Genomic DNA, 24,121 nt, shown 5'->3' on the forward strand with positions numbered 1-24,121 from the left:
CAATAGCGACTGGACAAATCAGCGCTGGACGTTGCCGGAATCCAGAACGGCGATGGCATCGACCTCGAACAACATTCCGTCGAGGGCAAGCCTTGGTACCGGCACTAACGTTTGCGTCGGCAGATGGCCTCCGAAGACCAACTTGAGTTGACGTGTTAACGCCGCCAATTTCGTCTGATCGTGATCAACAACGTAGGTAGTGAGTTTGACCACTTGCTCGGGACCCGCCCCGGCAGCCGCAAGCGCTATGGCAAGGTTCTGGTAGGCTTGGGCGACCTGCATCTCGAAATCAGGTGCGAGGTTGCCTTTTTGGTTCTCACCGCCTTGACCCGCAATGAAAACAAGACCGTTTGAAGTCATCGCGTGACTGTATCCGTTTGGCACAGGATCATAGAGCGACGACGGATTGATGGTTTGAATTTCACCGGCCAAACCCGGGTTGGTTGAAAATGTGAACATCGTAATGGCTCCAATGGCTTGGATAACGTTTCGCATAACTATTCTCCGATTATGCGGATCATTGGATATGAACCACGTCGAGATGGGTGAGTTTGTCTGGGTTTCGGACGATGTAGATTTCTTGAACCTTCTCCTCGTCGTCGAACGCAAAAGAGAGCGCCGCCGTTGTCGTTTTCCCGAGTTTTATCAAGGCACCGTGCATGCCGTTAAGATTGACAAGCACCCATTCGTGATCGACCCAGTATCGGTGCAGGTTAGAGGAGACGAAATTGCAGAGTGGCGTAGCGCCTTCAATCGCTTCGAGGATTGCCGGCACCTTGCCGCCGCCATCTGCGCTCAGAAGAGCATCTGCGGCCAGCATCTGGGAAAGTTTGTCGATCCGACCTTCCGTAACGGCCGCCTTGAACGCCGTCAGGAAAGCCATCTGTCGCTCTGGGGATGCCTTGTGGCGAGTAACCGCTCGGCCGACGTTTCCACGCGCCCGAGATACCAGCTTTCTGCTGCTAACTTCAGAGGTTTCTAGTGTTTCCGCGACGGCGGCATGAGACATTTCGAAAATGTCGTGAAGCAGGAAAGCCGCACGCTCCTTCGGGGTTAACCGTTCAAGCATGATCAGAAAAGCCATCGAGAGACTGGATGTTAACTCCGCTTCCTTCTCTGCATCATTCTCGCTGGAAATCTGAATCGGTTCCGGCAGCCAGGCCCCCACGTAGTTCATGCGTGCCCGGTCGCCCGAGCGTCGCATGTCGAGGCAGCGCCGAGTGCAAGCGGTGACAAGCCAACCACTTGGATTCTCAATCGCCGCACGGTTCGTGCCCGCCCATTTGAGAAACGTGTCTTGCACCGCATCCTGAGCATCGCTTAGAGACCCCAGAATTCTGTAAGCGAGGCCCGACAGTCTTGGACGCATGCTTTCGAAAGCATCAAGTTCCGACTTTGTGAGTTCAGTGCTTTGATACATTTATCCGGTTCCACAGATTGATCATGGCGATTTCGGCAGTCAGCGCTCCGATCTCAGCGTCGGCAAAATGCCTGCTCAAACGTGCGCGCATGGCCGCAAGGTCTGATTTCAAGTGCAGGCTTGTCAAAGCCTCTGTCCATTCCAGCGCCGCTTTCTCTGCGTCGGTGAAATCACTCACTTGGTCCCAGGCAATTACCCTGTCCAGACGTTCGCTGGTCTCGCCGTTTTGCCGAGCCTCTTTCGTGTGCATTTTGATGCAGAAACCGCAGCGATTAATCTGAGATGCCCGAAGTTGAACGAGGTGGCGGACTTTCAGATCAAGGCCATGGTTGTCGAGCACCTGATGCACGCTGGCCATCGTCTGGAGTACGTCGGGGATCGTCTGTTCATATTGAGTCGTAGTTGAAGTACTCATCGTCACTTTCCTTTGTTTGACTATCCTATGCACTAGTGACGATTGTCGGTCGGCTTTTGTGACGCGCCCATCAGTGAATTTTCTTAGAGCTTTGTTCTAAAATGATTTTTTTGCATACAACTCGCTTGTAGCAATAAAGCGTAAATCTTTCTGTCATCGTGCCGACCCGAATTTTGCGCTTTCATTTCTGCCAGTTGGGCATGCGCATGAATCGGGTCGAAGAACAGTTCGTCGCCACCTTAGTGGAGTGTCATGCAATTAAGGAAAGGCATGGCAATGAAACTCGAAAACAAAACCATCATCATCACTGGTGCCAGCAGCGGGATCGGCGCTGCTGCAGCTTTTCTCTTTGCCAAGAGCGGAGCAAACGTTGTTCTGGGCGCGCGTCGTAAAGCTCAACTGGATGAGATTGTTGGGCAAATAAGGCAAGGCAACGGCAACGCTGTTTCGCTTGCGGGCGATGTCACGGACGAGGCTTACGCTTGTGCGCTCGTTGAATTGTCGGAAAAGAGTTTTGGTGGCTTAGACGGAGCATTCAACAACGCCGGCACCACTGGCGACATGGAGTCTATTCCAGATATGGGAAGTGACAACTGGCACAAAGTGATAGCTGTTAACCTGAACAGTGGTTTTTTTGCTGCAAAGTTTCAGGTTCCAGCGCTGCGCAAGAGAGGTGGTGGTTCTATTGTGTTTACGTCGTCATTTGTCGGGCACACTATTGGTCTTCCGGGAATGGGAGCCTACGCTGCTGCGAAGGCAGGCTTGATCGGCATGACACAAGTCCTGGCAGCTGAACATGGCTCCGAGGGCATCAGAGTCAATGCACTTCTTCCCGGTGGAACGATGACCCCTATGGCAGGTGAAGACGCCTCTTTCCATGAGGTTGTCAGGGGGCTTCATGCGCTCAAGCGCATGGCTGAACCCTCCGAAGTCGCCGCAGCAGCTCAGTTTCTTCTGTCGGACGGCGCCTCATTTGTTACCGGAAGTGCGATGCTTGTCGATGGGGGCAACTCCATCAGCAAGTTCTGAAGGCAAAGAGCAGACATTGGTTCGAGTTGAATCGATGTCTGATCAGTTCCAAGAGCCGACGTTCTGCAAAATCCGCACAATGACCGCTTGGCGGAAAAAGCTGCCGATAAGTCAGCTTGTTGGGAAGTGTGATGACGGCATATTCCAGACATTCGTTCATACGACGCCGTATGTCCGCTTACATTACCTTTCGAAACTTCCTGGCCACCTGCACGGCGGTGCCCTCGTCAAACCGTGGTCCGGCGATCAAGCAGAAAGTCAACTGCAATGTGGAACTGGGTTCAGTCGATTGTGCCCGGGAGAACCCTTCGGCAACAGAAGCTGGAAGAAACGCTCGGCAGAACTCTACTTCAACCGCATCCCGTAAGGACGCAACGGTAGCAGCTTCAAGAACCAGCTCATGAGCATAGCGCCCATCCCTCAGATCGCGCAGCGCACCGTCTCTCAGGACGCAGTCAGTGGTTAGCAGACCGCAGCGAGCTTTTCCGTTTTCACTCTTCGAAGACCCAAACCATGTGATTTCTTCGGACCAGAGCTCATGGCCTTCTTCACTATCAGGTTCTCGAGCCACAATGGCCATGTCCAGAACCCCAGAGGCGACTTTCGGCCGAAGTGATCTGCTTGGCTCAAGAACGATGCTCGGGGACACTCTTGGGAATTCGCGCTGAAAGATCGGCAACAGCTTTTGTAGCAAGGTTGGCGCATAATCGGTCGGCGCACCGAACTTGAGAGGCCCAGCCAATTCATCCTGCCGCAACTCCCCAAGCAGCTCATAGTTGAGCGACATCAGTCTCAGCCCCTTTGCCCTGAGCACCTCTCCGGCTGAAGTTAGTGAGATGCCTTGATTGCTGCGCTCCAGCACACGTTTTCCAAGAATTTCTTCGAGGCGTTTGATCTGCTGACTGATGGCCGCTGGGGTCTTGTTCAATTGTATGGCGGCAGGTTTGAAACCCTTTGCGTCGACCACAGTTAGAAATGTTTTGATGAGATCAAGATCAAGCGCAGGGGGCATGATTAAGTAAATCCGACATAAGATGTTAAAGTTGTTTCGTTTGCCTGATTTACTGAAATTAGCCACGCTTGGCGAGAAAAATCTGGAAGGAAGGGCATGCCTGAACAAATTGAACCTGTAGTAGATGTTTCGTCTCATGATCAACCTGGCCAAGCACTTGAACGTGCCGTCGAATTGGGGAGGCCAGGACAGAAGGTAATTTATGCTCGTGATTGGTGCCTTTTCAATCGATCGTTAGCTTCTGCTGCTTGGGCACTGTACGAGGGGGGTCTGGTTGATTTGGTGCAGAGACGTGTGCCCTCCGCGCGATATACGAAGTTCGAATACATTGCGATCAAGCGTTCAAGCGGCGTCCTGTGAAATTATTTTCCTTACTCACTTATTAAGATTGTTTTGTTTGATTTAACCACAAATCCTGACGCAATATGGAATAGTCCCAAGCTGCGAGGACCCTATGCTGGATCTACCCAACATCATTGACGAGAAGCGCGTGCGCGCCTATCGCCTGAACCGAACACGCGAGTTGCTGGCCCAGTTCAAGATGGATGCGGCGGTACTGTTCGATCCTCTCAATCTCCGCTACGCCACCGGTTGCCGCAACATGCAGGTCTGGACCTCGCATCACATGTCCCGATACGTTTTTGTGCCGATCGAGGGGCCTGTGGTTCTGTTCGATTATGGTGGTGCCAAGCACCTGTCCGACGATCTGGAGACAATCCAGGAAACACGCCCCGCGAAAAGCTGGGACTATTTCGGGTCGGGGCATCGTGCCGAGGAACACGCGAACAAATGGGCAGACGAGATTGTCGACCTGCTGCATCGGGCCTGCGGGCGCGGGGCGACGCTGGGTATCGACCGGGCTGACCTGTTGCCGATGCTCGCGCTTCAGCATCGCGGCATCAAGATGAAGGATGCAAAAGGCCCGATGGAAATGGCACGTTCCATCAAGTCGATGGACGAGGTCGCGATCATCAAGAACTCAATGCAAGTCTGCACAGATGCGATCGCCTATATGCGCAGCTTTGCCGAACCCGGCGTGACCGAGAACTTTCTTCTGGCCAAAATGAACGAATACAATATGCGCCACGGGGGCGAGTATCAGGAAACCCGGTTGTTAGCCTCGGGCCACCACACCAACCCGTGGTTCACCGAATCCACCGACAAAAAGATCGAAAACGGTGAGATGTTGGTGTTCGACAGCGATCTGATCGGGCCGGATGGCGTCTTTGCCGACCAGACCCGCGCCTTTGTCATTGGAGACCGCAAACCGACTGACGAACAGCGGGTGCTTTATGCGCATGCCTATGAGCAGATGGAGCACAACATGGCGTTGCTGCGTCCCGGCATGACCTTTGAAGAGTTCGGCGAGCTGAGCTGGAAGATGCACGACATCTATGTACCCAACCGCTATGCCGAAATGATCCACGGCATTGGCTTCGGCGTGGAGTACCCGGTAATCTATTACCCTGAAGACCACGAGACCTGGCAATATTCGGGCACCTTCCAGGAGGGTATGTGCGTCTGTGTCGAAAGCTATATCGGCCCGGTGGGCGGGGACGAGGGCGTGAAGCTGGAACAACCAGTACTGATCACCAAGAACGGCCCCGTGCCCCTGACAGATTGCCCGTTCGAGGACGACTACCTGTGAGCAGCTATGATTACGTCATTGTCGGCGCAGGCACGGCGGGCTGTGTGCTGGCGCATCGGCTTACCGAAGGCGGCACTTATTCGGTGCTGCTGTTGGAACATGGGGGCGATGATCGCAATTGGATTCTGCAAATGCCTGCCGGGCTACGATCAGCCTTCAAGCCGACCAGCAAATACAATTACTGGTTCAAGACTACGCCGCAAAAGCATCTAAACAACCGCGAGATCGACCAGCCCCGAGGCAAGGCGCTTGGCGGGTCGTCCGCGATAAATGGCATGACGTTCCTGCGTGGCAACCCGCGGGATTATGACGATTGGGCCGAGGTCGAGGGGTGCGACGGTTGGTCCTTTGCCGACTGCCTGCCCTATTTCAAGAAATCCGAGCGCCGCGACGGTTCGGCCAACGAATACCGTAACAATGCTGGCATGGTCGGGGTCAAAGCGCAGCCCATGGAGGATCTGAATCCACTGAACACCGCCTTTCTTGAGGCTGGGCAGCAGGCAGGTCATGCGCTTACCAAAGATGTGAATGGCTATTCCCAGGAAGGCGTCAGCCGGTTTGAAATGTCCGTCGAAGGGGGATATCGCAGCACCTCGGCCCGCGCCTATCTGCATACGCAAGCCAAGCGTGAAAACCTGACGGTCACGACCGGCGCCAAGGTGCTGAGGGTGCTGGTAGAAAAAAGCCGCGCGGTAGGGGTGGAGTTCTCAAAAGGGCGAAAGAACCAGACCGTGCGCGCCAATAGAGAGGTCATCCTTTCTGCTGGTGCCTTTGGCACGCCTCAAATTCTGATGCTGTCCGGCATTGGCCCCGAGGCGCATCTTCGCGACCGCAATGTACCCGTTGTCTTCAACGCACCGATGGTGGGCGAGAACCTGCATGACCACCTAGAGGCCCATGTACAGGTCGAAACCGACAAACCTGTTTCGCTGAACAAGTATCTTAAACCACATCTCATGCTTTGGGCCGGTATCCAATGGTTTGGTTGGAAAGGCGGCGTGGCAGCGGTGAACCAATGCCATGTTGGGGCTTTCTTGCGCTCCACACCTGAAACGACACACCCGGATATCCAGTTCCACTTCTTCCCGATCCTGTTCGGGCCGAACTGGATTCCGGATCCGGCCAAGAACGGGTACCGCCTTGGTGCTGGCCCCATGCGGCCAGAAAGCCGGGGCACTGTTCGGTTAGCGACAAACAACCCCAATGACGCACCACTAATTGATCCCAACTATCTGGCGACCGATCACGACTGGCTTGTCATGCGCAAAGGTCTGAAACTCGGCCGCGAGGTGTTGGCACAGGACGCGTTCAAGGATTTCCACGTCCGCGAAGATCTGCCCGGCAACCAAGTCAAAACCGATGCAGACTGGGATGAGTTCATCCGGGAAGATGCGTCGTCCGCCTATCACCCTTGTGGTACTGCACGCATGGGGCCCACTGGCGACCCGCGCGCCGTGGTTGATCTTGAGCTCAAATTCCGCGGTATCGATGGGCTGCGCATCGTTGATGCCTCTGTCATCCCCGCCGTGCCAAGCGCCAATATCAACGCTGCCACATTCATGATCGCTGAAAAAGCGGCTGACATGATCCTTGGCCGACAACCTTTGCCCCCCGAAACGGTGCCCTATCACCGCGCCGTCTGACTGGAGACCGAACATGACACGACTCACCGAGCGTCTGCTGGATTCAACCCATTTCAAACGCCGAAAGGCGACCGAAGACACCAAGCGCAAGATTGATGGCTGGGAGATTTGGGAATGCGCCGATCCGGCCTTCAGCTATGACTATGATCGCACGGTAACCATGTATGTGCTCAAAGGTGCCGCTGTCCTAACCTTCGCGGATGGTGAAGCGGTTGATATTCAGGCAGGCGATACCTTGACGGTTCAGGCCGGTGCGAGTGCCTCATGGGTGATCTCAGATCCTATCTGCAACAGTTACATGTATCACGACACCTTCATGTCCGCCGCGAAGCGGGCCGCGCAGGTTCGTTGGCAGGATCGCTAAGTGACATCGCCCATCAATATCACCGGCTTCATCCACGATCTGACTCCGGCGCAGATCCCCCCGGAGGTGCTTCATATGGCGCGCCGTTGTCTCGTCGACACGCTGGCGGTCTGGGCCGCCGGGGCGATGACCGATGCCAGCCGGATCGCACGGAACCACGCAGCCAAACGCTATCCCGGCACGTTGCCGATGCCCTTCGACGGTCGCCCAGTGAACTCAGTAGGCTTTGCCTTTTCCGGGGCGGCGACGGTTGATGCGCTGGATGCCCATGACGGCCACCAGCTTTGCAAAGGGCATGCAAGCGTTGCACTGGTACCCGCGCTTTTTGCCGAATTGAGCAATGCCGCGTGTACCATGGACGAGTTGCTTTGCCATCTCGTCGTGGGTCAGGAAATCGCAATTCGTGCCGGTCTTTCCCTGCACGCAACTGCGCCTGACTATCACTCATCCGGGGCCTGGAACGCGCTCGGCTGCGCCGCCATTGCCAGCCGTCTGCGGAGGCTGTCCCAAGAGCAGACCCGGCAGGCACTGGGTATTGCCGAATACTATGGTCCCCGTGCTCCAATGATGCGCTGTATTGAGCACCCTACCATGGTCAAGGATAGCAGTTCCTGGGGGGCTCTGACCGGCCTTTCCGCCGCAGATCTGGCCGAAGACGGGTTTACAGGGGCACCTGCCATGACTGTTGAGGCTGCCGAAGTCGACGCCACCTGGAGCGACCTCGGCGTAAACTGGCGGATCCTTGAAAGCAATTTCAAAGCTTACCCGGTTTGCCGATGGGCACATCCGCCGGTCGAGGCGATCCTATCCGTCCTGCGCGAACATGACATTCCACGAGACGAGATCACAAAGATCACGGTGCCAACCTTCCATGAAGCAACAAAACTGGCGACACGTCGCCCCGAAGACAGCGATGCTGCTCAGTACAGCCTGCCGCTTGCGGTGGCGCTTGCTCTACGATTTGGCACGATCCAACCTGATCACTTGTTGCCGGACCACTATGATCAACCGGAAATCTGGCGTCTCGTCGACATGGTGATCTTGGAAGAGGACGACAGATGCAATTCAGCCTTTCCGGCCGAGCGCTATGCACGTGTGACACTGACGTTAAAAGACGGCAGCCGACTGGGTTCCGACTTCAAGGCCGCACGGGGGAACCATGACGCACCTCTCTCCGATCAGGAACTTATCGAAAAACTGGATAATTATGCCGAGCCTGTCCTTGATGTAGAAGCACGCAAAAACATTTCAAATATTCTGTCCAATCCCGGCGAAGCCACTTCACCATCTAACCTGATGGAGCTGCTGCAGCGGTCGCAATTAGGCGAGCCCGGCGAATGAAGTTCGTTTTGGATGGTAGCAACGGACAAATGGTTGATGGGGAGTAGTCATATGGAGAAGCAGATTTTGGAAGAACTTGCCGGGACCATCCGCGAGGCTGCCGCGTCTCCAGACCGCACCGCGGCCATTCGTACAGTGCTGCAAGACAGCCAGTCGAGCAATGAAGATCTAGCTGATGCCATCGCCAAATTGGACGAAGACGAGGTGATGGTGTTCGAGGATGAAACCTGTTCGATCTGGACGTGTCGCTACAATTCGGATGTGGTTTTCGCCCCTCACGAACATTGCATGGGGGTGCACATCGCCGTTTATCGTGGCGCCGAGGTCGAGGTGCTGTACAAGCGCGAACCCGGCAAAATGCGCCATGGCGGCAACAGATTTGTCAGGGCGGGTGACGTCGTGCGCCTTGGTCCTGATGCGATCCACGCGATCACGGCAGACGATGAGCAAAGCTTGGCCATCCATGTTTACGAGGGCCCATTGACGCAGGTCCAACGCTCTCTTTTTGAATGGACCACCGGTGAGGAGGTGGAGTTCACCATGGAGAATTTCCATGCCATGGCCCGTCGTAAGGTGGATATGACAGAGTTCAACTAAATCTGGTAAACAGAAGTGGCACGATGAAGATTACCTTGGTCGACGTCCTTCCCTTGATGCCGGAGACCCGCGTGTGAATGCGCAATCCGTTTGTCCGCCGCATTCACAGCGATGAAGACATATTTGGTGATGGTGAAACCGGTATCGGCCATGTGTTCAGTCTCAGAGCATTTAGTCGTTGATTTACTTTGAACAGCAACTCTGCATTGCGGACGTTGGCGACAAGCACGGCGAATGACCGCTCCTCGCCCTTTTGGGCCCAATGACCAAGGTTTCGCTGGGCGGTTCAGGGCCGACTATCGGCCTCGAACTTTGATTTCTGTTCTACCGTCGCCTAACCCTCTCGCGGTTACGCTCCCGACGTTCGATGTTGATCTGGTGATCGCGACCCAGCGCCCGGTAGAAGCCTAGTCCCTTGGACCAGTTCAGAAAATGGGCAAAGCTGTCGACCTGATCGTCTTTGCGCCCGCGTGGAAAGGACTGCAGCTCCCGCTTGAAAGTCCGCAGCCAGGGCGCGTCTACAGGCAGATACACCTTGCCCTCTTCGACATGGCCGCAAGCGGACTGGAACCGGGTATCCTTGTCTTTGTCGGGTTTAATGCGTTCGTATCGCCGACGGTCATCACGAAACAGCTCGTCCAATAGCGGTTTGCCTGAGGCAGCATCCTCGATCAGAACACGATCGGGATCCCAACGGCCGACAAGCTGCAGCGCCTTAGCTTTCAGGTCTGGGTAGTCCACCTGCCCACGCCAGACGTCGACAAGGTACCACGCATTTTCGCGGAACCCCCATGTTGTACAGACCGAGAAGTCGGACCGGGGATCCGCAGACATGCCTGTATCCCAGCTTTGAACGACCAGTTGGAACCAGCGACGATCTTCGAGGATCTCATAGGTGCCAAACCACTCCCAGCGCAGGGGTGACCCGTCTGGAGCAATGGGGTTCTGCTGATACTGGCAATTGAACACGGCTGCGCCCATTTCACGACGCTTGGTATCCAGCGTGTTCTGGTCCAGGCGCGACGGGCACAGGAGATCACCCGGTTTGCGGTGCATGACCTTTCCATGCCCAAGAGGCACCGTCTCATGGTCTTCGGCGATGGCAGGCAGATTTAGGTGCCGATAGGTCCCGCGTTCCAGCAGGTAGCCCGGCGGGTCCATCTCGTGCAACCGCTGTGCAACCATAACCACACGCCCCTCAGCCGGGTTGTCAAAGCGCGATAGCAAGGTCCCCTCAATGAACTCCTGCGCCTTGATCAGTTCGGCCTCGGAGCCCGCATCTCCGGCTTTCAGCAGGTCATCGATGATGATGTAATCAGCGCCATGTCCAGTCACAGAACTGCCGATGGAGACAGCCTTTCGGCTGCCTCCCTTTGTGGTGCGGATTTCTTCTGAGGTGTTGCCCTTTTTAGCCAAGACAGTTTCAGGGAACATTTCCCGGTACCAGCGCGCAGACATGATCCGTCGACAATCTTCGGAATGCTTGCGCGCCAGATCCAGCCCGTAGCTGGCAACAATGATTTTGGCGCTGGGGTTATGCCCAAGAGGATAGGCAACATACGCAACAGCCACTGTTACGGATTTCAGGCACCGCGGCGGGATGTTGATGATCAATCGCTTGTTCTCGCCGACGCGAACGTTGTCCAACTCATGGCACATGGCACGCACATGCCAGGCCGGATCAAAGCTGCGGTCGGTCCCTGGGTGCAGCGTGTCAAACACGCGCCACACGAAGGGAAAGAAATTGTCCCGGCAAATCTCGCGCGCGGCTTGCCGGACCATTTTGGGATCAGGAGCTGACATCATCCACCTCCCCATCTTCAGGACCGCCGTCACTGTTCAGTTGGCTGGAAAAGAAATCCCGGAGGATATCATAATCAACTGTCTCCGGCCCATTCAAAGCAGCGCTAGCCTGTTCGCTTCCATCATCTGTCCCGCCGAACAGATCGGCGTCGACCTTGAGAAGCGCCATCAGCAATTTCGTGTCGCCCTTCAACGCGCCAGCCGTGAGCCGCTTGGCAATTGCCTCCGCCTTGGAAATCCGAGTTTCGTGGCTGCCTTCACGGACGGTGATTTTGGCTTCCAGCTCGCGTTTCAGACTGGCATTCACCCCTTTGGCACCTTTTGGTCGTCCATTCGGATTGCCAGAGCGGCCTTTTTTGAATTGGGTCGCTTTGGGCGGTTTACCGTAACCCACCTCGTAGTCTTTCGTATCGTCAGACATGACCCACCTCCTGAGCAGAAGTGGTGTCGCTGGCCGCAGAAAGCGCATCGAACGTCTGGCCTGTCACCGAATGCACGGCGCTCTCACCGGTCATCTCCTGCCAGCGGCGAATGGCGACATCGACATAGGCCGGGTCGAGCTCAATAAGCCGCGCCCGGCGCCCGGTTTTCTCAGCTGCCAGCAATGTCGCGCCGGACCCGCCAAAGGCGTCCAGCACAACATCGCCGCGATGACTCACATCCATGATGGCGTCTGCCACCAAAGCTGTCGGCTTCACCGTGGGATGATCAGCAAGATCCGCCTCGCGCCCTGACCCAAAGCTGTTCACACCGGCATGGTCCCAGACATTGGTCCGGTTGCGACCATGTTTTCCCAGTTCGACATTGTTGACATGCGGCGCACCGGGCTTCTTGAAGATGCAAACCAGCTCGTGCTTGGACCGGTAAAGGCTGCCCATGCCTCCGTTGGTCTTATTCCAGACACAGAGATTGATGAGTTCCAATCCACCTGCCTTGGCCCCCGCAATCAACTCTTCAATATGACGCCAGTCCATGCAGATCATCGCAATACCCCCGTCAGTCAGACGGCCAAACACCCGGGTGATAACGTCTGCAAGAAAGCCGCGGAACTCGCTGTCCGACATTTCCCCCGACGCCATGGCAAACTCGCGATGATCGCCACCGGTGCCACAGCGGACATGCCCATTGACCGGCACGTTATAAGGAGGATCGGTGAAGACCATCTGCGGGGTCTCGCCATCCAGCAAGGTGTCGTAGCTCTGGGCTTGCATGGCATCCCCGCAGAAGATGAGATGATCTCCAAGAACCCAGAGGTCGCCCGGCTGAGTGATTAGGGGTGCCGCAGGGTCCGGCGTCTCAACAGTTTCTGCTTCAGTCTCCGTGGCCTCGTCTGCGCCGTCGATGATGATGTCAATCTCCGGCGTTTCGAACCCGGTGATACCCAGATCAAAATCCAGCTCGCCATCAAGGCTGAGATCCATCAGCTCGGCAAACTCAATCTGGAGGGCCGCTTCGTTCCAGTCCGACAATTCTGCCAGCTTGTTATCCGCAATGCGCAGAGCGCGCACTTCTGCGTCTGACAGGTGATCCGCGACAACAGTTGGAACGGACATCAATCCCAGAGCCTTGGCGGCTTCATAGCGGCCATGACCCGCGATGATTGTGCCCGAACCATCCAACAGGATCGGGGTGACAAAGCCAAACTGGGCCACCGACGCCTTCAGCTTGTCAATGTTCTTGGCCGCGTGCACGCGGTTGTTGTTGGCGTAGGGTTTGATCTTGCTGATCTGAGATTGGATGACTTTTTCTGCCATCCAGATCGGCGTGTTGGACGCCTTGGCGTCGCTCTGTGGTTTCTTAGCCGGCATAGCCGCCTCCTTTCATTTGACGCTCTTTAGCGTCGACAAGAAAGGATCGTGTTGGGAATTCGGAGAGAGCACGATTAACAACTCTTCGGACCAATCGATCCGGTTCGTTGCCCCTTCGAATGCTCTCTGCGGAAACCTGTGTTTCCAATGAGTGTTGCCTGCGGGAGCAGTTTCCCGCCCTGATAGTCCGGGCGATTGTGCTACATGTAGGCGCCATCAATACGAGACGCAACCCCAAAACCAAAAGTAACCAATTAAGATTGTTGACGAATAATCGAGGGTACGGCAGCAACACCCTACAATACACCCCCCTCCTGAGACTGCTCCAGAAAGCGCTGGACTATTACTGCAAACCACGCATCACTGGTCCTACGCCCGAGCCATTCGGGCGCTCCTCGGTACCGGGGCTCAGCATCTCGCTGACCCAAAATCAGAGGAGACAGTACATGTCCAATTCCAAACAAACCAAGATTGAAAAGTTACAAGCTTTGTTGCGTCGCCCAAGTGGCGCCAGCCTGGAGGCGCTCTGCAAAGCAACAGGGTGGCAGCCCCATTCGGTTCGAGCCGCGTTGAGCGGCCTGCGAAAGAAAAGCGGCGTCACGATAGAACGACGCGCATCCGACAAACCACATGGGTCTTCCACATATCACCTGACGGTGGGAACAGGAGAAGAGTCATGACCACGACTAGCGATGTCGCCGATCTCGTCGCCATGGGTCGATCGGATCTGGTCACGATTTGGCAACAACTGTTTGATCAACCCGCCCCGGCCATGCTCAGCCAACCCTTCCTGCGCCGTTTTATCGCCTTTGAGATGCAGTCCCGCCGTCATGGCGGGCTACCCCGGCAGGTCAAAGCCTCGCTGGACAAGGGCGCTGAGAAGAAGCCCCGGCCTGCCTGTCCTACCCTAAAACCCGGCGGGCGCTTGCTGCGCGAGTGGAATGGCGTGACCCATATGGTCGATGTGACAGGGAACGGCTTCACTTGGAACGGTCGGTCCTATCGCTCGCTCTCCGCCATCGCCCGAGAGATTACCGGCGCGCATTGGTCAGGGCCGCGTTTCTTTGGGCTCACCAGCAAGGGGGCCAAATGAGCCCGCGCCGCAAAATCCGATGCGCCATATACACGCGCAAGTCCTCAGAAGATGGTCTGGATCAGGACTTTAATTCCCTGGACGTGCAATATGAGGCCTGCGCAGCCTATATCGCCAGCCAGCGAAATGAAGGCTGGACCTTATTGCCAGTCCGCTACGATGACGGTGGCCTTTCGGGCGGCACCCTAGAGCGCCCTGCCCTTCAGCGTCTTCTTGAAGAGATCGATGCCGGGCGTATCGACATGGTTGTGGTTTACAAGATCGACCGGCTGACCCGATCGCTCGCCGATTTCTCCAAGCTGGTCGAACGGTTGGAAAAGGCGAACTGTTCTTTTGTCTCGGTTACACAGGCCTTCAACACCTCATCGTCCATGGGCCGGCTGACCCTCAATGTGCTGTTGTCCTTTGCCCAGTTCGAACGGGAAGTCACTGCGGAACGTATTCGTGACAAGATTGCCGCCTCCAAGAAAAAAGGGCTCTGGATGGGTGGTAACCTGCCCCTTGGTTACGACCGCCACCCCGATCCGAAGGCAAGAACGCTGGTGGTGAATGAGAAGGAGGCCGGAACCGTCCGGCTTCTCTTTGGTCTTTATGGGGAACTGGGGTGCCTGCGCAAAGTAGAAGAACGGGCAACAGCAGAAGGGCTGCGGTCAAAACGGGTAGTTCGGGAAGATGGAAGCGTGAAGGGAGATTGTACGCTGTCACGCGGCCAGATCTACTATCTGCTGCGCAACCCGGTCTATCTCGGTAAAATCCGCCACAAGGATAAGATCTGGAACGGACAACATCCGGCGATCATCGACCAGGACATCTGGGACCGGGTGCAGGAGAAAATGCGCCAAGCCTCGCGGCGATCCCGTGCAGACCCTACACCCAATGAGCGCCAACGTACCAATGACCCCGGCGCCTGGCTCACGGGTCGTCTGAGGAATGAGACAGGTGATCGGTTGACGCCAACCCACACCACGCGCAAAGGCAGACGGTTGCGCTACTATGTCTCCAATAGATTGACCTCGGGCGGCAAGGATACTTCCGGCTGGCGACTGCCCGGACCGGCGCTGGAAAACGCGGTCATTGATGTCATCGTCAGACATCTGCAAGACGCCGCCGTCGCGCACCGGGTACTGGCGCAGCCGGAGGCCGGATCAGCCGAGGCAGTGCAGACTTTAGTTGCGGACTTAGTGATCCGGCGTCAAGGCCAGGGCGATCTGTTTGGCGCAGATATCCTGGCCAACGGTATAATTGCGCGAGGACAGATCGACCTCGAACTGAATCCCGAGACTCTGGCAAGCGCACTTGGCATCACTGCTGACCAACTGCACCCGGATCTCACACACATCACCGCACCTTTCGATCTGCGCCGCCGCGGCGTCGAGGCCAAGGTCATCGCCGGAGACATGGCACCCCAACCCGATCCTCACCTCCGGTCCATGCTGATCCGTGCCCATGGCTGGGCCCGTGATCTGAAAGCCGGGATTCAACTGATGGAAATTGCGCGGCAGGAAAACCTCCCCGGCGCCTTCATCCGCACACGCGCCCAGCTCGCCTTTCTCTCACCAAAGATTCAGGCCGCGATTCTCGACGGCACCCAGCCGCCCGAACTCACACTCAAGCGTCTGGTCAGCGTGACCCATCCACTTGATTGGGCTGAACAGGAGCGCCTATTCGGCTTCTGACACCTCCAGATCCGGCGTCCCTGATACAGGGTTCGGCCTCCCTGATCCGAATAAACATTTCCCTGTTCCCACAAAAAAAATTCCCTGTTTCACGTTTTAGGGAATTTGCAACTTAAGCCATTGGAAAAAATAGAGTTGTGACATCTGAAATGCCGGGTTCCAGACCTGTTTTGCGAAAATTCCCTGTAAATTGCAGGTTATCAGGGAAACCCAGTCCAAAGCGACCCCGCCAAAATGCGTCACTGAGACTTGGGCCTGAATTGCACTCTGAGTGTACGGTCTGCTTCGTCTCTGATTGAAAGCGCATGCGCTTACTCGCGGGAATTGCGACACAATTCCGGGTCAGAAAACACAACTGAAGTGAGACGGGTATGAGTGGCGGGGAGACAGGGATTCGAACCCTGGGAACGCTCTCACGTTCAACGGTTTTCAAGACCGCCGCATTCGACCACTCTGCCACCTCCCCGCGTGAGGCTGGGTCTATGACGAGTTGAGCGCGGTGGCAAGCCATAAAGCGGGAAATCTTGCCGAAGCGAATGTAGCAGTCTTTCCATGGCCCGATGCCCGCGCTATGATCTGCGGGAAAGACCGCACAAGACTGGCAACAAGAACCAGCAATGACGCGGTGGGGCGCGGCCGGAATGGCCTTGTCAGGCAAGGGATTGAGAAAATGGAGCGAGCTACGGGCACACGCTTTGGGCCACAACGGCTGGCAATTTTGGTCGTGACCATGGCAGCATTGGCTGGATGCGAAGAAGGGCTACTTACAACAGAGGACCCGCCTGAGGATACGGCCGCCGAAGATGCGGACAACACAAACCGGTTCGAACTGTTCCCCGAGGCTGCCGCGACCAATCAGCGCGATGTTGAAGCCCCCGAGGTTTTTCAGGTCACCGAAGCAGGGTTGTGGGACGGGCGGCCATCGCTGGGTGGTATCTGGGTGGCGCACCCTGATGTGACTCAACCCGAGCGGGTGCTAATCAAGAATACAGCCAACAACAAATCGGTAACGGGTGCCCTGTTCCGCCGTGAGCGGAATTTGCCGGGACCCGCGCTGCAGGTCTCGTCATCCGCTGCCGAGCAATTGGGAATGCTGGCTGGTGCTCCAACCAGGGTGCAGGTTGTCGCGTTGCGACGTGAGGCTATTGAAGAACCCCCTGCACCTGTCGCCGCGGAACCTGCCGAAGAGACAGATAGTGCAGAGAGTTCGGAAACAACCGACACCGCAGAAGCGTCGGAAGCGGGCGCTGCTGAAAAGCCTCAAAAGCGGAAATGGTGGCAGAAAAAGCCAAGCACCGAAGCAGCGACCGGAGCTGCAGTCGTTGCTGGGGCTGCCGTTGCTGCATCGTCGAATGAAGATGCGCCCAGTGCAGAAGCCCCGACCAATGCAGAAGCCCCGACCAGTGAATTGGCCGCGAATGAGGCCCCAGCCCCAGAGAAACCGGCCAAACGCAAATGGTGGCAGAAAAAGCCAAGCGACGAGACTGCAGTCGCTGCAGCTGGCGCAGCAACCGCAGCGGCTGCCGGGACCGAATCCCCTTCGTCAGAAACACAGACGGCAGCATTGTCGGATCCCGAACTGACGGCACCGGCTGAAAAACCGGCCAAGCGCAAGTGGTGGCAAAAGAAAGACCCTAACGCAATCACCGAAACGCCTCTGGACCCGATTGCCGGAGCGGCAGCGGCCATCGAGGCCTCTGAACCAACGGCGGCGGCACCAGCGACGGCGAGTGCTGCGGCGACAAGTGGGTTGGCAAAACCTTTTGTTCAGGCGGGCACCTTCAGCGTAGAATCCAACGCCAAGAGCGCGGCGGACAAGATCCGGCGCAATGGCATGGCTGCCGAAGTCATGGAACTGAAAAGCGAGGACAAGTCGGTCTGGCGCGTTTTGGTTGGACCCGTTGCAACCCGCGCGGAACGTCGTGCGATGTTGAACGATGTGAAAGACCTTGGGTTTACCGATGCTTTCACGGCAAAGAACTGATCAAACAGGAGGCCCATGATGCTTTCCGCTTTGCGATCCACCACACTGTCCCTCGGGTTGGCGCTGTTGACACTGCCTGCCCATGCCTTCGACACCACCGCGCGTGCGGCTTATGTGATGGACCAGAAAACCGGCACTGTGCTGTTGTCTAAAGACGCCGATCAGCCTCTGCCCCCAGCGTCCATGTCGAAGCTCATGACGCTTTATGTGGCGTTTGAAGCCTTGCGCGATGGTCGTTTGACGCTGGACGAAACTTTGCCCGTCTCGGAACATGCAATGAGCTATGGCGGCTCGACCATGTTCCTGAACACGCAGGATCGTGTCCGGGTCGAGGATCTTTTGCGTGGGATCATCGTGCTTTCGGGCAATGACGCCTGTGTCGTGATCGCCGAAGCGCTCAGCCCCGACGGAAGCGAAGCCGGATTCGCCCGTTTCATGACTCAGCGGGCGCAGCAGATGGGCATGAACAACTCGAACTTTGCCAATTCCAACGGCTGGCCTGCTGCTGGGCACATGATGTCAGTGCACGATCTGGCAGTTCTGGCCGACCGGCTGATCACCGATTTCCCCGAGTACTATCCCCTGTTCGCCGAAGAAGAGTTCGAATTCGATGGCCGCGCGCCCTCGAACGCGCGGAACCGCAATCCGCTGCTGAAGCTGGATATCGGTGCCGATGGCCTCAAGACTGGCCATACCCAAGAGGCAGGATATGGTTTGGTCGGTTCTGCCAAACAAGGCGACCGACGGGTTGTCTTTGTTCTTTCAGGGCTCGACAGCACCGCCAAGCGCGCAGAGGAGGCTGAGGCCGTGGTTAACTGGTCGTTTCGAAATTTTGTCGAGAGGACAGTTGCCAAATCAGAAGAACCGGTAGCCCAGGCCAAGCTTTGGATGGGGGCGGAAAAGACTGTGGGATTGGTGCCCGAGGGTGATCTGACCTTGCTGTTCCCCGTTTTGGGCGACAAGGACATCAAGGCCGAGGTTGTCTATGACGGCCCTATCAACGCACCCGTCAGCAAAGGCCAGCAATTGGCCGAGCTTGTGATCCAACCCGAGGGATTGCCCGAAATCCGCCGCCCGCTGGTTGCGGAAAAGGATGTTCCCTTGGGCGGGTTTGTCGTGCGTATGTTGACCGTGGGTGGCATCGTTCTGAAAGAAGTGATCAACACTCCGCTGGAGCAAATGTGACAGCGCGCGGAACGTTTCTGACCTTCGAAGGCATTGACGGATCAGGCAAGTCCACGCAGGCGCGCCTGCTGGCCGAGCACTTGCGGCATCAAGGCCGCGACGTCGTTCTGACGCGCGAGCCCGGCGGATCGGACGGGGCAGAAGAAATTCGCAGCCTTGTGCTGCAGGGTGATCCGGACCGCTGGTCGGCCGAGACCGAGATCCTGCTGTTCACCGCTGCCCGGCGCGATCATCTTGAGCGCACGATTGAACCCGCGTTGGCAGAGGGCAAGGTTGTGATCTGCGATCGCTTTGCCGACAGTACCCGGATGTATCAAGGTCTGTCGCGCGGCGATCTGCGGGGTTTGGTGGATCAGTTGCACAGCTTGATGATCCGGCGAGAGCCAGATATGACCTTGCTGATCGATATGGACCCGGAAACCGGCCTGTTGCGCGCCAAAGGTCGACAGGGCACCGAAGAACGGTTCGAAGATTTCGGTTTGGAGCTTCAACAACAGATGCGGGCAGGTTTTCTGGGTCTGGCCCATGAATTCTCTGACCGTTTCCACGTGGTCGACGGCAATCGGGACATGGACAGCGTTGCGCGGGATGTGACAGATATTGTCATGACGTCCCTGCAATTGAGCTGACATGAGCGACGATATCCAAACACCGGATCAGGCCCCTGGTGCCCCGCATCCGCGCGAAACTCTCAAGCTGTTCGGACAGGATGCGGCCCAAGAGGCGTTTTTAACCGCGTATAACTCGGGCCGGCTGCACCACGGCTGGTTGCTGACGGGGTCGCGGGGTGTGGGCAAGGCTACCCTTGCCTGGCGCATTGCACAGTTTTTGTTGGCCACACCTCCGGCAGATGAAGGCGGGTTGTTTGGCGCCCCTCCTGCGCCTGAGACGTTGGACATCGACCCGGACCACCCCGTCGCTCACCGAATCCAGGCGGGGGCCGAGCCCGGCCTTGCCGCAATCACCCGGTCCGTCAACGATCAGGGACGGCTGCGCAACGAAATCGTTGTCGATGACATCCGCAAATTGGGCAAGTTCTTCGGCCTGTCCTCTGCCGATGGTGGTCGCCGGGTTGTTATCGTCGATTCAGCGGATGAAATGAATGTCAGTGCTGCCAATGCGCTGCTGAAGATGCTCGAAGAGCCGCCAGCGCGCACGACGCTGCTGCTGATTTCACACCTACCTTCGCGCCTGCTGCCGACCATCCGTTCGCGTTGCCGCACGCTGCGGCTTTCACCCCTTGACGCAGATGACATGAAGGCCGCGCTAGTGCAGACCGGCACAGAAATCCCTAGTCGGGCTGAACATTTGGCAGCCCTCGCCGCCGGGTCAGTGGGTGATGCCGTCCGCTTGATCAATCTCGGCGGGCTAGAGCTTTATGCCGAGCTGATTGCAATTCTGGGCTCCCTTCCCCGGCTCGACCGCCAGCGCACCCTGAAACTGGCAGAAGCGGCTGCTCCGCGAGGTGCTGCGGAACGGTTTGATCTGCTGCTTTCGCTGATCGACGTTGCGCTCTCGCGTTTGGCGCTGACAGGTGCAAAAGGTGCCGCCCCCATACCCGAGGCCGCCCCGAATGAGGCTGAAACTCTGTCGCGCCTCTCTAACTCGCAGCACAAGGCCCGCCAATGGGCGGAGGTCGCCGCGCTCATCACGACGCGCGCGCGGCATGGGCAGGCGGTGAACCTTGACCCTGCCTCGCTTGTCCTAGATACGGTGTTCAAGATACAGGAAACCGCCGGTCACAGCTGATGAGCCTCACCCCCGAAATTACCGACAGCCACTGCCATCTGGATTTCCCTGATTTCGACGGTCAGTTGGATGATATCGTCGCCCGCGCTGCCGAGGCTGGCGTGACCCGCATGGTGACCATCTGCACCCGGCTGCGCAACGAACCCGCTGTGCGCGCCATCGCCGAGGCTCACTCCCCAGTCTTCTACGCTGCAGGCACCCACCCGATGAGCGCCGCTGATGAGCCGATGGCCACGGTCGATGAGCTGGTCGCATTGGCTAAGCATCCCAAGTTCGTGGGCATTGGGGAAAGCGGGCTTGATTATCACTACACGGCCGAGTCGGCGGATGTGCAGAAACAATCACTGCGCATCCATATCGAGGCCGCCCAGCGCACCGGCCTGCCATTGATCATCCACGCGCGCGCTGCTGATGACGACATGGCCCGCATTCTGACCGAAGAGCATCGCAATGCGCCCTATTCCTGCGTCATGCATTGCTTTTCTTCGTCGGCAGAACTGGCCCGGGCCGCGCTTGATCTGGGCTTTTACCTGTCCATGTCCGGCATCGCGGCCTTCCCAAGAAGCCAAGAACTACGCGATATCTTCGCTTCGGCACCTGTTGACCGAATTCTGGTCGAAACCGATGCGCCCTATCTTGCCCCCCCACCATATCGCGGTAAACGGAATGAGCCCGCCTATACGGCACACACCGCCCGTAAAGGAGCTGAGGTCTTCGGATTGGATTACGCAGATTTCGCCGCAAAAACGCAGGCCAATTTTGATCGGCTCTTCACTAAAGCCGCCACATACAAGGCGGCTGCATGAGCGAGCTGCGCCTGACAATTCTGGGCTGCGGGTCATCCGGTGGCGTCCCCCGTCTTGGGGGGCATTGGGGTGATTGTGATCCGGAAAACCCGAAAAACCAGCGGCGGCGATGCTCGTTACTGGTCGAACGTGACGGGCCGGATGGGACAACTTCGGTTCTGATCGACACATCACCGGATATGCGCAGCCAATTGCTGGACACCGGGACGGGGCGATTGGACGGTGTCGTCTACACGCATTCCCATGCGGATCACATGAATGGGATCGACGATCTGCGGATGATCGTCTTCAACATGAAAACCCGCGTCCCTGTCTGGGCCGATGGTGACACGCAGAACGATCTGCTCAGCCGGTTTGGCTATGCCTTCGTTCAGCCCGAGGGATCGCCGTATCCGCCGATACTCGATCTCAAGACAATCAATGGGCCGTTCGAAATTTCCGGCCCTGGCGGCCTGATCCCGCTTCGACCATTTCGCGTAAACCACGGATCAATCGATGCGCTTGGCTTCAGGATGGGAAACGTCGTTTATCTGCCTGATGTAGCAGAGCTTTATGATGAGAGCATGACTGAACTGGCGAATCTGGACTGCCTGATTATTGACGCTCTGCGTCGTTCCCCGCATCCGACACATGCCCATCTGGAAAAGACGCTGGGCTGGATTGACCAGTTGAAACCTAAACGCGCCGTTTTGACCAACATGCATATCGATCTGGATTATGCGACGGTCGATGCGGAAACACCGGATCATATCACGCCTGCCTATGATGGCATGGTGATCCGGCACGCCCTGTAAGGCATGCTGCTACACGCGCTTACGATACCCCGTATGGCTCCGCCATGTTACAAAGCCTGATTGATGTCATCCTGCCGGTGTTTCTGGTCATCGGTGCCGGATACACGGCGACGAAGTTCGGCTATTTTCGCGAAACCCATATCGATGGGTTAATGAGTTTCACGCAGAACTTTGCCATTCCCTGCCTACTGTTTCTCGCCATTGCCAATCTCGATCTCGGCACCAGCTTCGATCCTCGGCTTTTGGTCAGTTTCTATTCAGCAGCTGGTCTGTGTTTTGTCGCTGGTATGATCGGTGCGCGCCTGATCTTCGGACGCGCGTGGGAGGATTCGGTTGCTATTGGATTTTGCTGTCTGTTTTCAAACTCGGTCCTCTTGGGGTTGCCTATTACCGAGCGCGCCTATGGGGTCGAAAATCTAGTTGGCAACTTCACAATCATCGCGTTCCACTCACCCTTTTGCTATTGTCTCGGCATCACGGTGATGGAGGTGCTTCGAAACCGCGGCAACGGCGGAGTGCGGATGTTGAAATCCGTGCTGTCGGCCATGTTCAAGAATGCACTCATTCTTGGGATCTCGTTGGGGTTTGTCGTAAACCTCACTGGACTGGCCATACCCGGAGTTGTGGACGAAGCCTTGAACCTGATCACCCGCGCGGCCTTGCCCGGTGCCCTGTTCGCGCTGGGGGGCGTGCTGGTCAAGTACCGGCCCGAGGGCGATCTGCGCACCATTATCTTCGTTTGCTGTATCTCGTTGATGCTGCACCCAAGCCTGGTTTGGTTCTTCGGATCATCTCTGGCGCTGCCGCAAGACCTGTTCCGCTCGGGCGTACTGACGGCGGCCATGGCGCCGGGGATCAATTCGTATATTTTCGCTAACATGTATGGCCATGCCAAACGCGTCGCCGCATCGTCGGTTCTGATCGGAACGACCGCGTCGATATTGACGGTCTGGTTGTGGCTGACTCTGCTGGGATGACGAAATTGCCAACACCGCATTGACTCTGCCCACCAGCAATACATCTATCGCAGAACCTATCCGGAGCCCTGCATGACACACGCCGTTATCGTCGCCCATGGCCAACCCTCGGACCCTGCACCTGCAGAAGCTGCGCTAGCAGCCTTTGCGCGAGAGGTAGATGAGTTATGTCAACGGGTTTCGGTATCGTCGGCCACATTGGCAGCCCCGCAGGCGTTGGAAAATTGCCTTGATGGATTGACCAGCGACACGGTTATCTACCCCTTATTCATGGCGCGCGGCTGGTTTGTCACCAGCGCTCTGCCAAAGCGGATTGGCCAGCGTTCTGTCACGATTCTGGACCCCATGGGTATCGATCCCGAACTGCCTGCCCTGATTACAGCGGCCATACATCAGGAACTGACGAACAGGGTTTGGAGCGCGGCGGACACAGATCTTGTGATCGCTGCACATGGCTCGGGCCGCAGCGCCAATCCGGCCATTGTCGCAAAGGGTTTCGCCGAGAATCTGGGTCGGCTTACCGCGTTCAATAGCATTCGCACCGGGTTCGTTGAGCAAACCCCATCAATTGCGGACGCCGCCACCGGGTGCGGTGGCAAGGCGCTGTGCCTGCCGTTTTTTGCCTGCACCGGAGGCCATGTTTTGGAAGATGTACCCGAGGAACTTGCCCGCGCCAGCTTTCACGGACACGTAATGCCCGTGATTTCAGAGCTTCCTCAGGTCAAGCGACACATCGCGGCGACGTTGGATACACTGTAGCGAAGCAAAGGGGGGCCA

The 24,121-nt window shown here is 57.0% G+C and carries 24 protein-coding genes and 1 tRNA gene; 17 read left to right on the plus strand and 8 right to left on the minus strand.

Going from position 1 to position 24,121, the window contains the following annotated elements:
- Positions 1-18 precede the first annotated feature (18 nt).
- Genes ACR0KC_RS05790 through ACR0KC_RS05800 form a run of 3 tightly spaced genes read right to left on the minus strand, consistent with a single transcriptional unit; the run spans position 19 to position 1,835 of the window.
- The gene (locus ACR0KC_RS05790) at positions 19-495 is read right to left on the minus strand and encodes a RidA family protein (protein ID WP_480459707.1); all 477 of its coding nucleotides are present in this window, start codon (positions 493-495) and stop codon (positions 19-21) included.
- A 22-nt stretch (positions 496-517) separates the two neighbouring features.
- Entirely contained in the window at positions 518-1,420 is a 903-nt protein-coding gene (sigJ, locus tag ACR0KC_RS05795; RefSeq protein WP_480771587.1) for an RNA polymerase sigma factor SigJ, read from the minus strand.
- The gene (locus ACR0KC_RS05800) at positions 1,404-1,835 is read right to left on the minus strand and encodes a carboxymuconolactone decarboxylase family protein (protein ID WP_480705756.1); all 432 of its coding nucleotides are present in this window, start codon (positions 1,833-1,835) and stop codon (positions 1,404-1,406) included. Before ACR0KC_RS05800 ends, sigJ begins: the two co-directional genes overlap by 17 nt.
- Before the next feature lie 276 nt (positions 1,836-2,111).
- Between ACR0KC_RS05800 and ACR0KC_RS05805 the strand changes: the two genes are divergently transcribed.
- Positions 2,112-2,864: an SDR family oxidoreductase gene (locus tag ACR0KC_RS05805; RefSeq protein ID WP_480705758.1), complete on the plus strand. Its 753-nt coding sequence runs from the start codon at positions 2,112-2,114 to the stop codon at positions 2,862-2,864.
- Positions 2,865-3,042: 178 nt separating this feature from the next.
- On the opposite strand, the gene ACR0KC_RS05810 is transcribed toward ACR0KC_RS05805, so the two are convergent.
- Positions 3,043-3,876 (minus strand): LysR family transcriptional regulator, encoded by an 834-nt coding sequence (locus ACR0KC_RS05810; RefSeq protein ID WP_480796337.1) that lies wholly within the window; start codon positions 3,874-3,876, stop codon positions 3,043-3,045.
- Between the two features lie 454 nt (positions 3,877-4,330).
- On the opposite strand from ACR0KC_RS05810, the gene ACR0KC_RS05815 reads away from it, so the two are divergent.
- Genes ACR0KC_RS05815 through ACR0KC_RS05835 form a run of 5 tightly spaced genes read left to right on the plus strand, consistent with a single transcriptional unit; the run spans position 4,331 to position 9,469 of the window.
- On the plus strand, positions 4,331-5,524 hold the full coding sequence (locus ACR0KC_RS05815) for a M24 family metallopeptidase (protein WP_480705389.1): 1,194 nt from the start codon (positions 4,331-4,333) through the stop codon (positions 5,522-5,524).
- Positions 5,521-7,167: a choline dehydrogenase gene (locus tag ACR0KC_RS05820; protein ID WP_480771589.1), complete on the plus strand. Its 1,647-nt coding sequence runs from the start codon at positions 5,521-5,523 to the stop codon at positions 7,165-7,167. Before ACR0KC_RS05815 ends, ACR0KC_RS05820 begins: the two co-directional genes overlap by 4 nt.
- A gap of 13 nt (positions 7,168-7,180) precedes the next feature.
- Positions 7,181-7,531, plus strand: a complete 351-nt coding sequence (locus ACR0KC_RS05825) for a cupin domain-containing protein (protein WP_480705393.1) — start codon at positions 7,181-7,183, stop codon at positions 7,529-7,531.
- Positions 7,532-8,872, plus strand: coding sequence for an MmgE/PrpD family protein (locus ACR0KC_RS05830; RefSeq protein WP_480771590.1), 1,341 nt, complete (start codon positions 7,532-7,534; stop codon positions 8,870-8,872). It begins immediately after the preceding gene.
- Positions 8,873-8,923: 51 nt separating this feature from the next.
- Complete coding sequence (locus ACR0KC_RS05835; protein ID WP_480705397.1) at positions 8,924-9,469, plus strand: hypothetical protein; 546 nt, start codon at positions 8,924-8,926, stop codon at positions 9,467-9,469.
- 324 nt (positions 9,470-9,793) lie between these two features.
- On the opposite strand, the gene terL is transcribed toward ACR0KC_RS05835, so the two are convergent.
- The 3 genes from terL to ACR0KC_RS05850 are packed head-to-tail and all read right to left on the minus strand — an operon-like array spanning position 9,794 to position 13,080.
- Positions 9,794-11,272, minus strand: coding sequence for a phage terminase large subunit (terL, locus tag ACR0KC_RS05840; RefSeq protein ID WP_480771591.1), 1,479 nt, complete (start codon positions 11,270-11,272; stop codon positions 9,794-9,796).
- Positions 11,259-11,693 (minus strand): DUF5681 domain-containing protein, encoded by a 435-nt coding sequence (locus tag ACR0KC_RS05845; protein ID WP_170597082.1) that lies wholly within the window; start codon positions 11,691-11,693, stop codon positions 11,259-11,261. The genes terL and ACR0KC_RS05845 overlap by 14 nt, the downstream gene beginning before the upstream one ends.
- Positions 11,686-13,080, minus strand: a complete 1,395-nt coding sequence (locus ACR0KC_RS05850; RefSeq protein ID WP_480771592.1) for a site-specific DNA-methyltransferase — start codon at positions 13,078-13,080, stop codon at positions 11,686-11,688. The genes ACR0KC_RS05845 and ACR0KC_RS05850 overlap by 8 nt, the downstream gene beginning before the upstream one ends.
- A 446-nt stretch (positions 13,081-13,526) precedes the next feature.
- On the opposite strand from ACR0KC_RS05850, the gene ACR0KC_RS05855 reads away from it, so the two are divergent.
- The 3 genes from ACR0KC_RS05855 to ACR0KC_RS05865 are packed head-to-tail and all read left to right on the plus strand — an operon-like array spanning position 13,527 to position 15,849.
- On the plus strand, positions 13,527-13,760 hold the full coding sequence (locus tag ACR0KC_RS05855; protein WP_170597081.1) for a DUF3489 domain-containing protein: 234 nt from the start codon (positions 13,527-13,529) through the stop codon (positions 13,758-13,760).
- A complete protein-coding gene (locus ACR0KC_RS05860; RefSeq protein WP_480705403.1) occupies positions 13,757-14,173 on the plus strand; it encodes a DUF2924 domain-containing protein in 417 nt (138 codons plus the stop codon). The genes ACR0KC_RS05855 and ACR0KC_RS05860 overlap by 4 nt, the downstream gene beginning before the upstream one ends.
- Entirely contained in the window at positions 14,170-15,849 is a 1,680-nt protein-coding gene (locus ACR0KC_RS05865) for a recombinase family protein (RefSeq protein ID WP_480771593.1), read from the plus strand. The genes ACR0KC_RS05860 and ACR0KC_RS05865 overlap by 4 nt, the downstream gene beginning before the upstream one ends.
- Before the next feature lie 376 nt (positions 15,850-16,225).
- Here the strand turns inward: ACR0KC_RS05865 and ACR0KC_RS05870 are convergent.
- Positions 16,226-16,315: transfer RNA gene (locus ACR0KC_RS05870), tRNA-Ser, on the minus strand.
- Positions 16,316-16,519: 204 nt separating this feature from the next.
- Between ACR0KC_RS05870 and ACR0KC_RS05875 the strand changes: the two genes are divergently transcribed.
- The 8 genes from ACR0KC_RS05875 (at position 16,520) to ACR0KC_RS05910 (ending at position 24,103) form a co-directional block, all read left to right on the plus strand.
- The gene (locus tag ACR0KC_RS05875; RefSeq protein WP_480771594.1) at positions 16,520-17,833 is read left to right on the plus strand and encodes an SPOR domain-containing protein; all 1,314 of its coding nucleotides are present in this window, start codon (positions 16,520-16,522) and stop codon (positions 17,831-17,833) included.
- Between the two features lie 18 nt (positions 17,834-17,851).
- A complete protein-coding gene (locus ACR0KC_RS05880; protein WP_480771595.1) occupies positions 17,852-19,018 on the plus strand; it encodes a D-alanyl-D-alanine carboxypeptidase family protein in 1,167 nt (388 codons plus the stop codon).
- A complete protein-coding gene (tmk, locus tag ACR0KC_RS05885) occupies positions 19,015-19,647 on the plus strand; it encodes a dTMP kinase (protein WP_170663793.1) in 633 nt (210 codons plus the stop codon). The genes ACR0KC_RS05880 and tmk overlap by 4 nt, the downstream gene beginning before the upstream one ends.
- Position 19,648: 1 nt before the next feature.
- Complete coding sequence (locus ACR0KC_RS05890; protein WP_480771596.1) at positions 19,649-20,767, plus strand: DNA polymerase III subunit delta'; 1,119 nt, start codon at positions 19,649-19,651, stop codon at positions 20,765-20,767.
- On the plus strand, positions 20,767-21,573 hold the full coding sequence (locus ACR0KC_RS05895) for a TatD family hydrolase (protein WP_480705409.1): 807 nt from the start codon (positions 20,767-20,769) through the stop codon (positions 21,571-21,573). The genes ACR0KC_RS05890 and ACR0KC_RS05895 overlap by 1 nt, the downstream gene beginning before the upstream one ends.
- A complete protein-coding gene (locus ACR0KC_RS05900) occupies positions 21,570-22,367 on the plus strand; it encodes an MBL fold metallo-hydrolase (protein ID WP_480771597.1) in 798 nt (265 codons plus the stop codon). Before ACR0KC_RS05895 ends, ACR0KC_RS05900 begins: the two co-directional genes overlap by 4 nt.
- A gap of 44 nt (positions 22,368-22,411) precedes the next feature.
- Complete coding sequence (locus ACR0KC_RS05905) at positions 22,412-23,344, plus strand: AEC family transporter (protein WP_170800016.1); 933 nt, start codon at positions 22,412-22,414, stop codon at positions 23,342-23,344.
- Positions 23,345-23,416: 72 nt separating this feature from the next.
- Entirely contained in the window at positions 23,417-24,103 is a 687-nt protein-coding gene (locus tag ACR0KC_RS05910; protein WP_480705413.1) for a CbiX/SirB N-terminal domain-containing protein, read from the plus strand.
- Positions 24,104-24,121 lie beyond the last annotated feature (18 nt).

The organism is Ruegeria sp. CF3 (assembly GCF_056537365.1).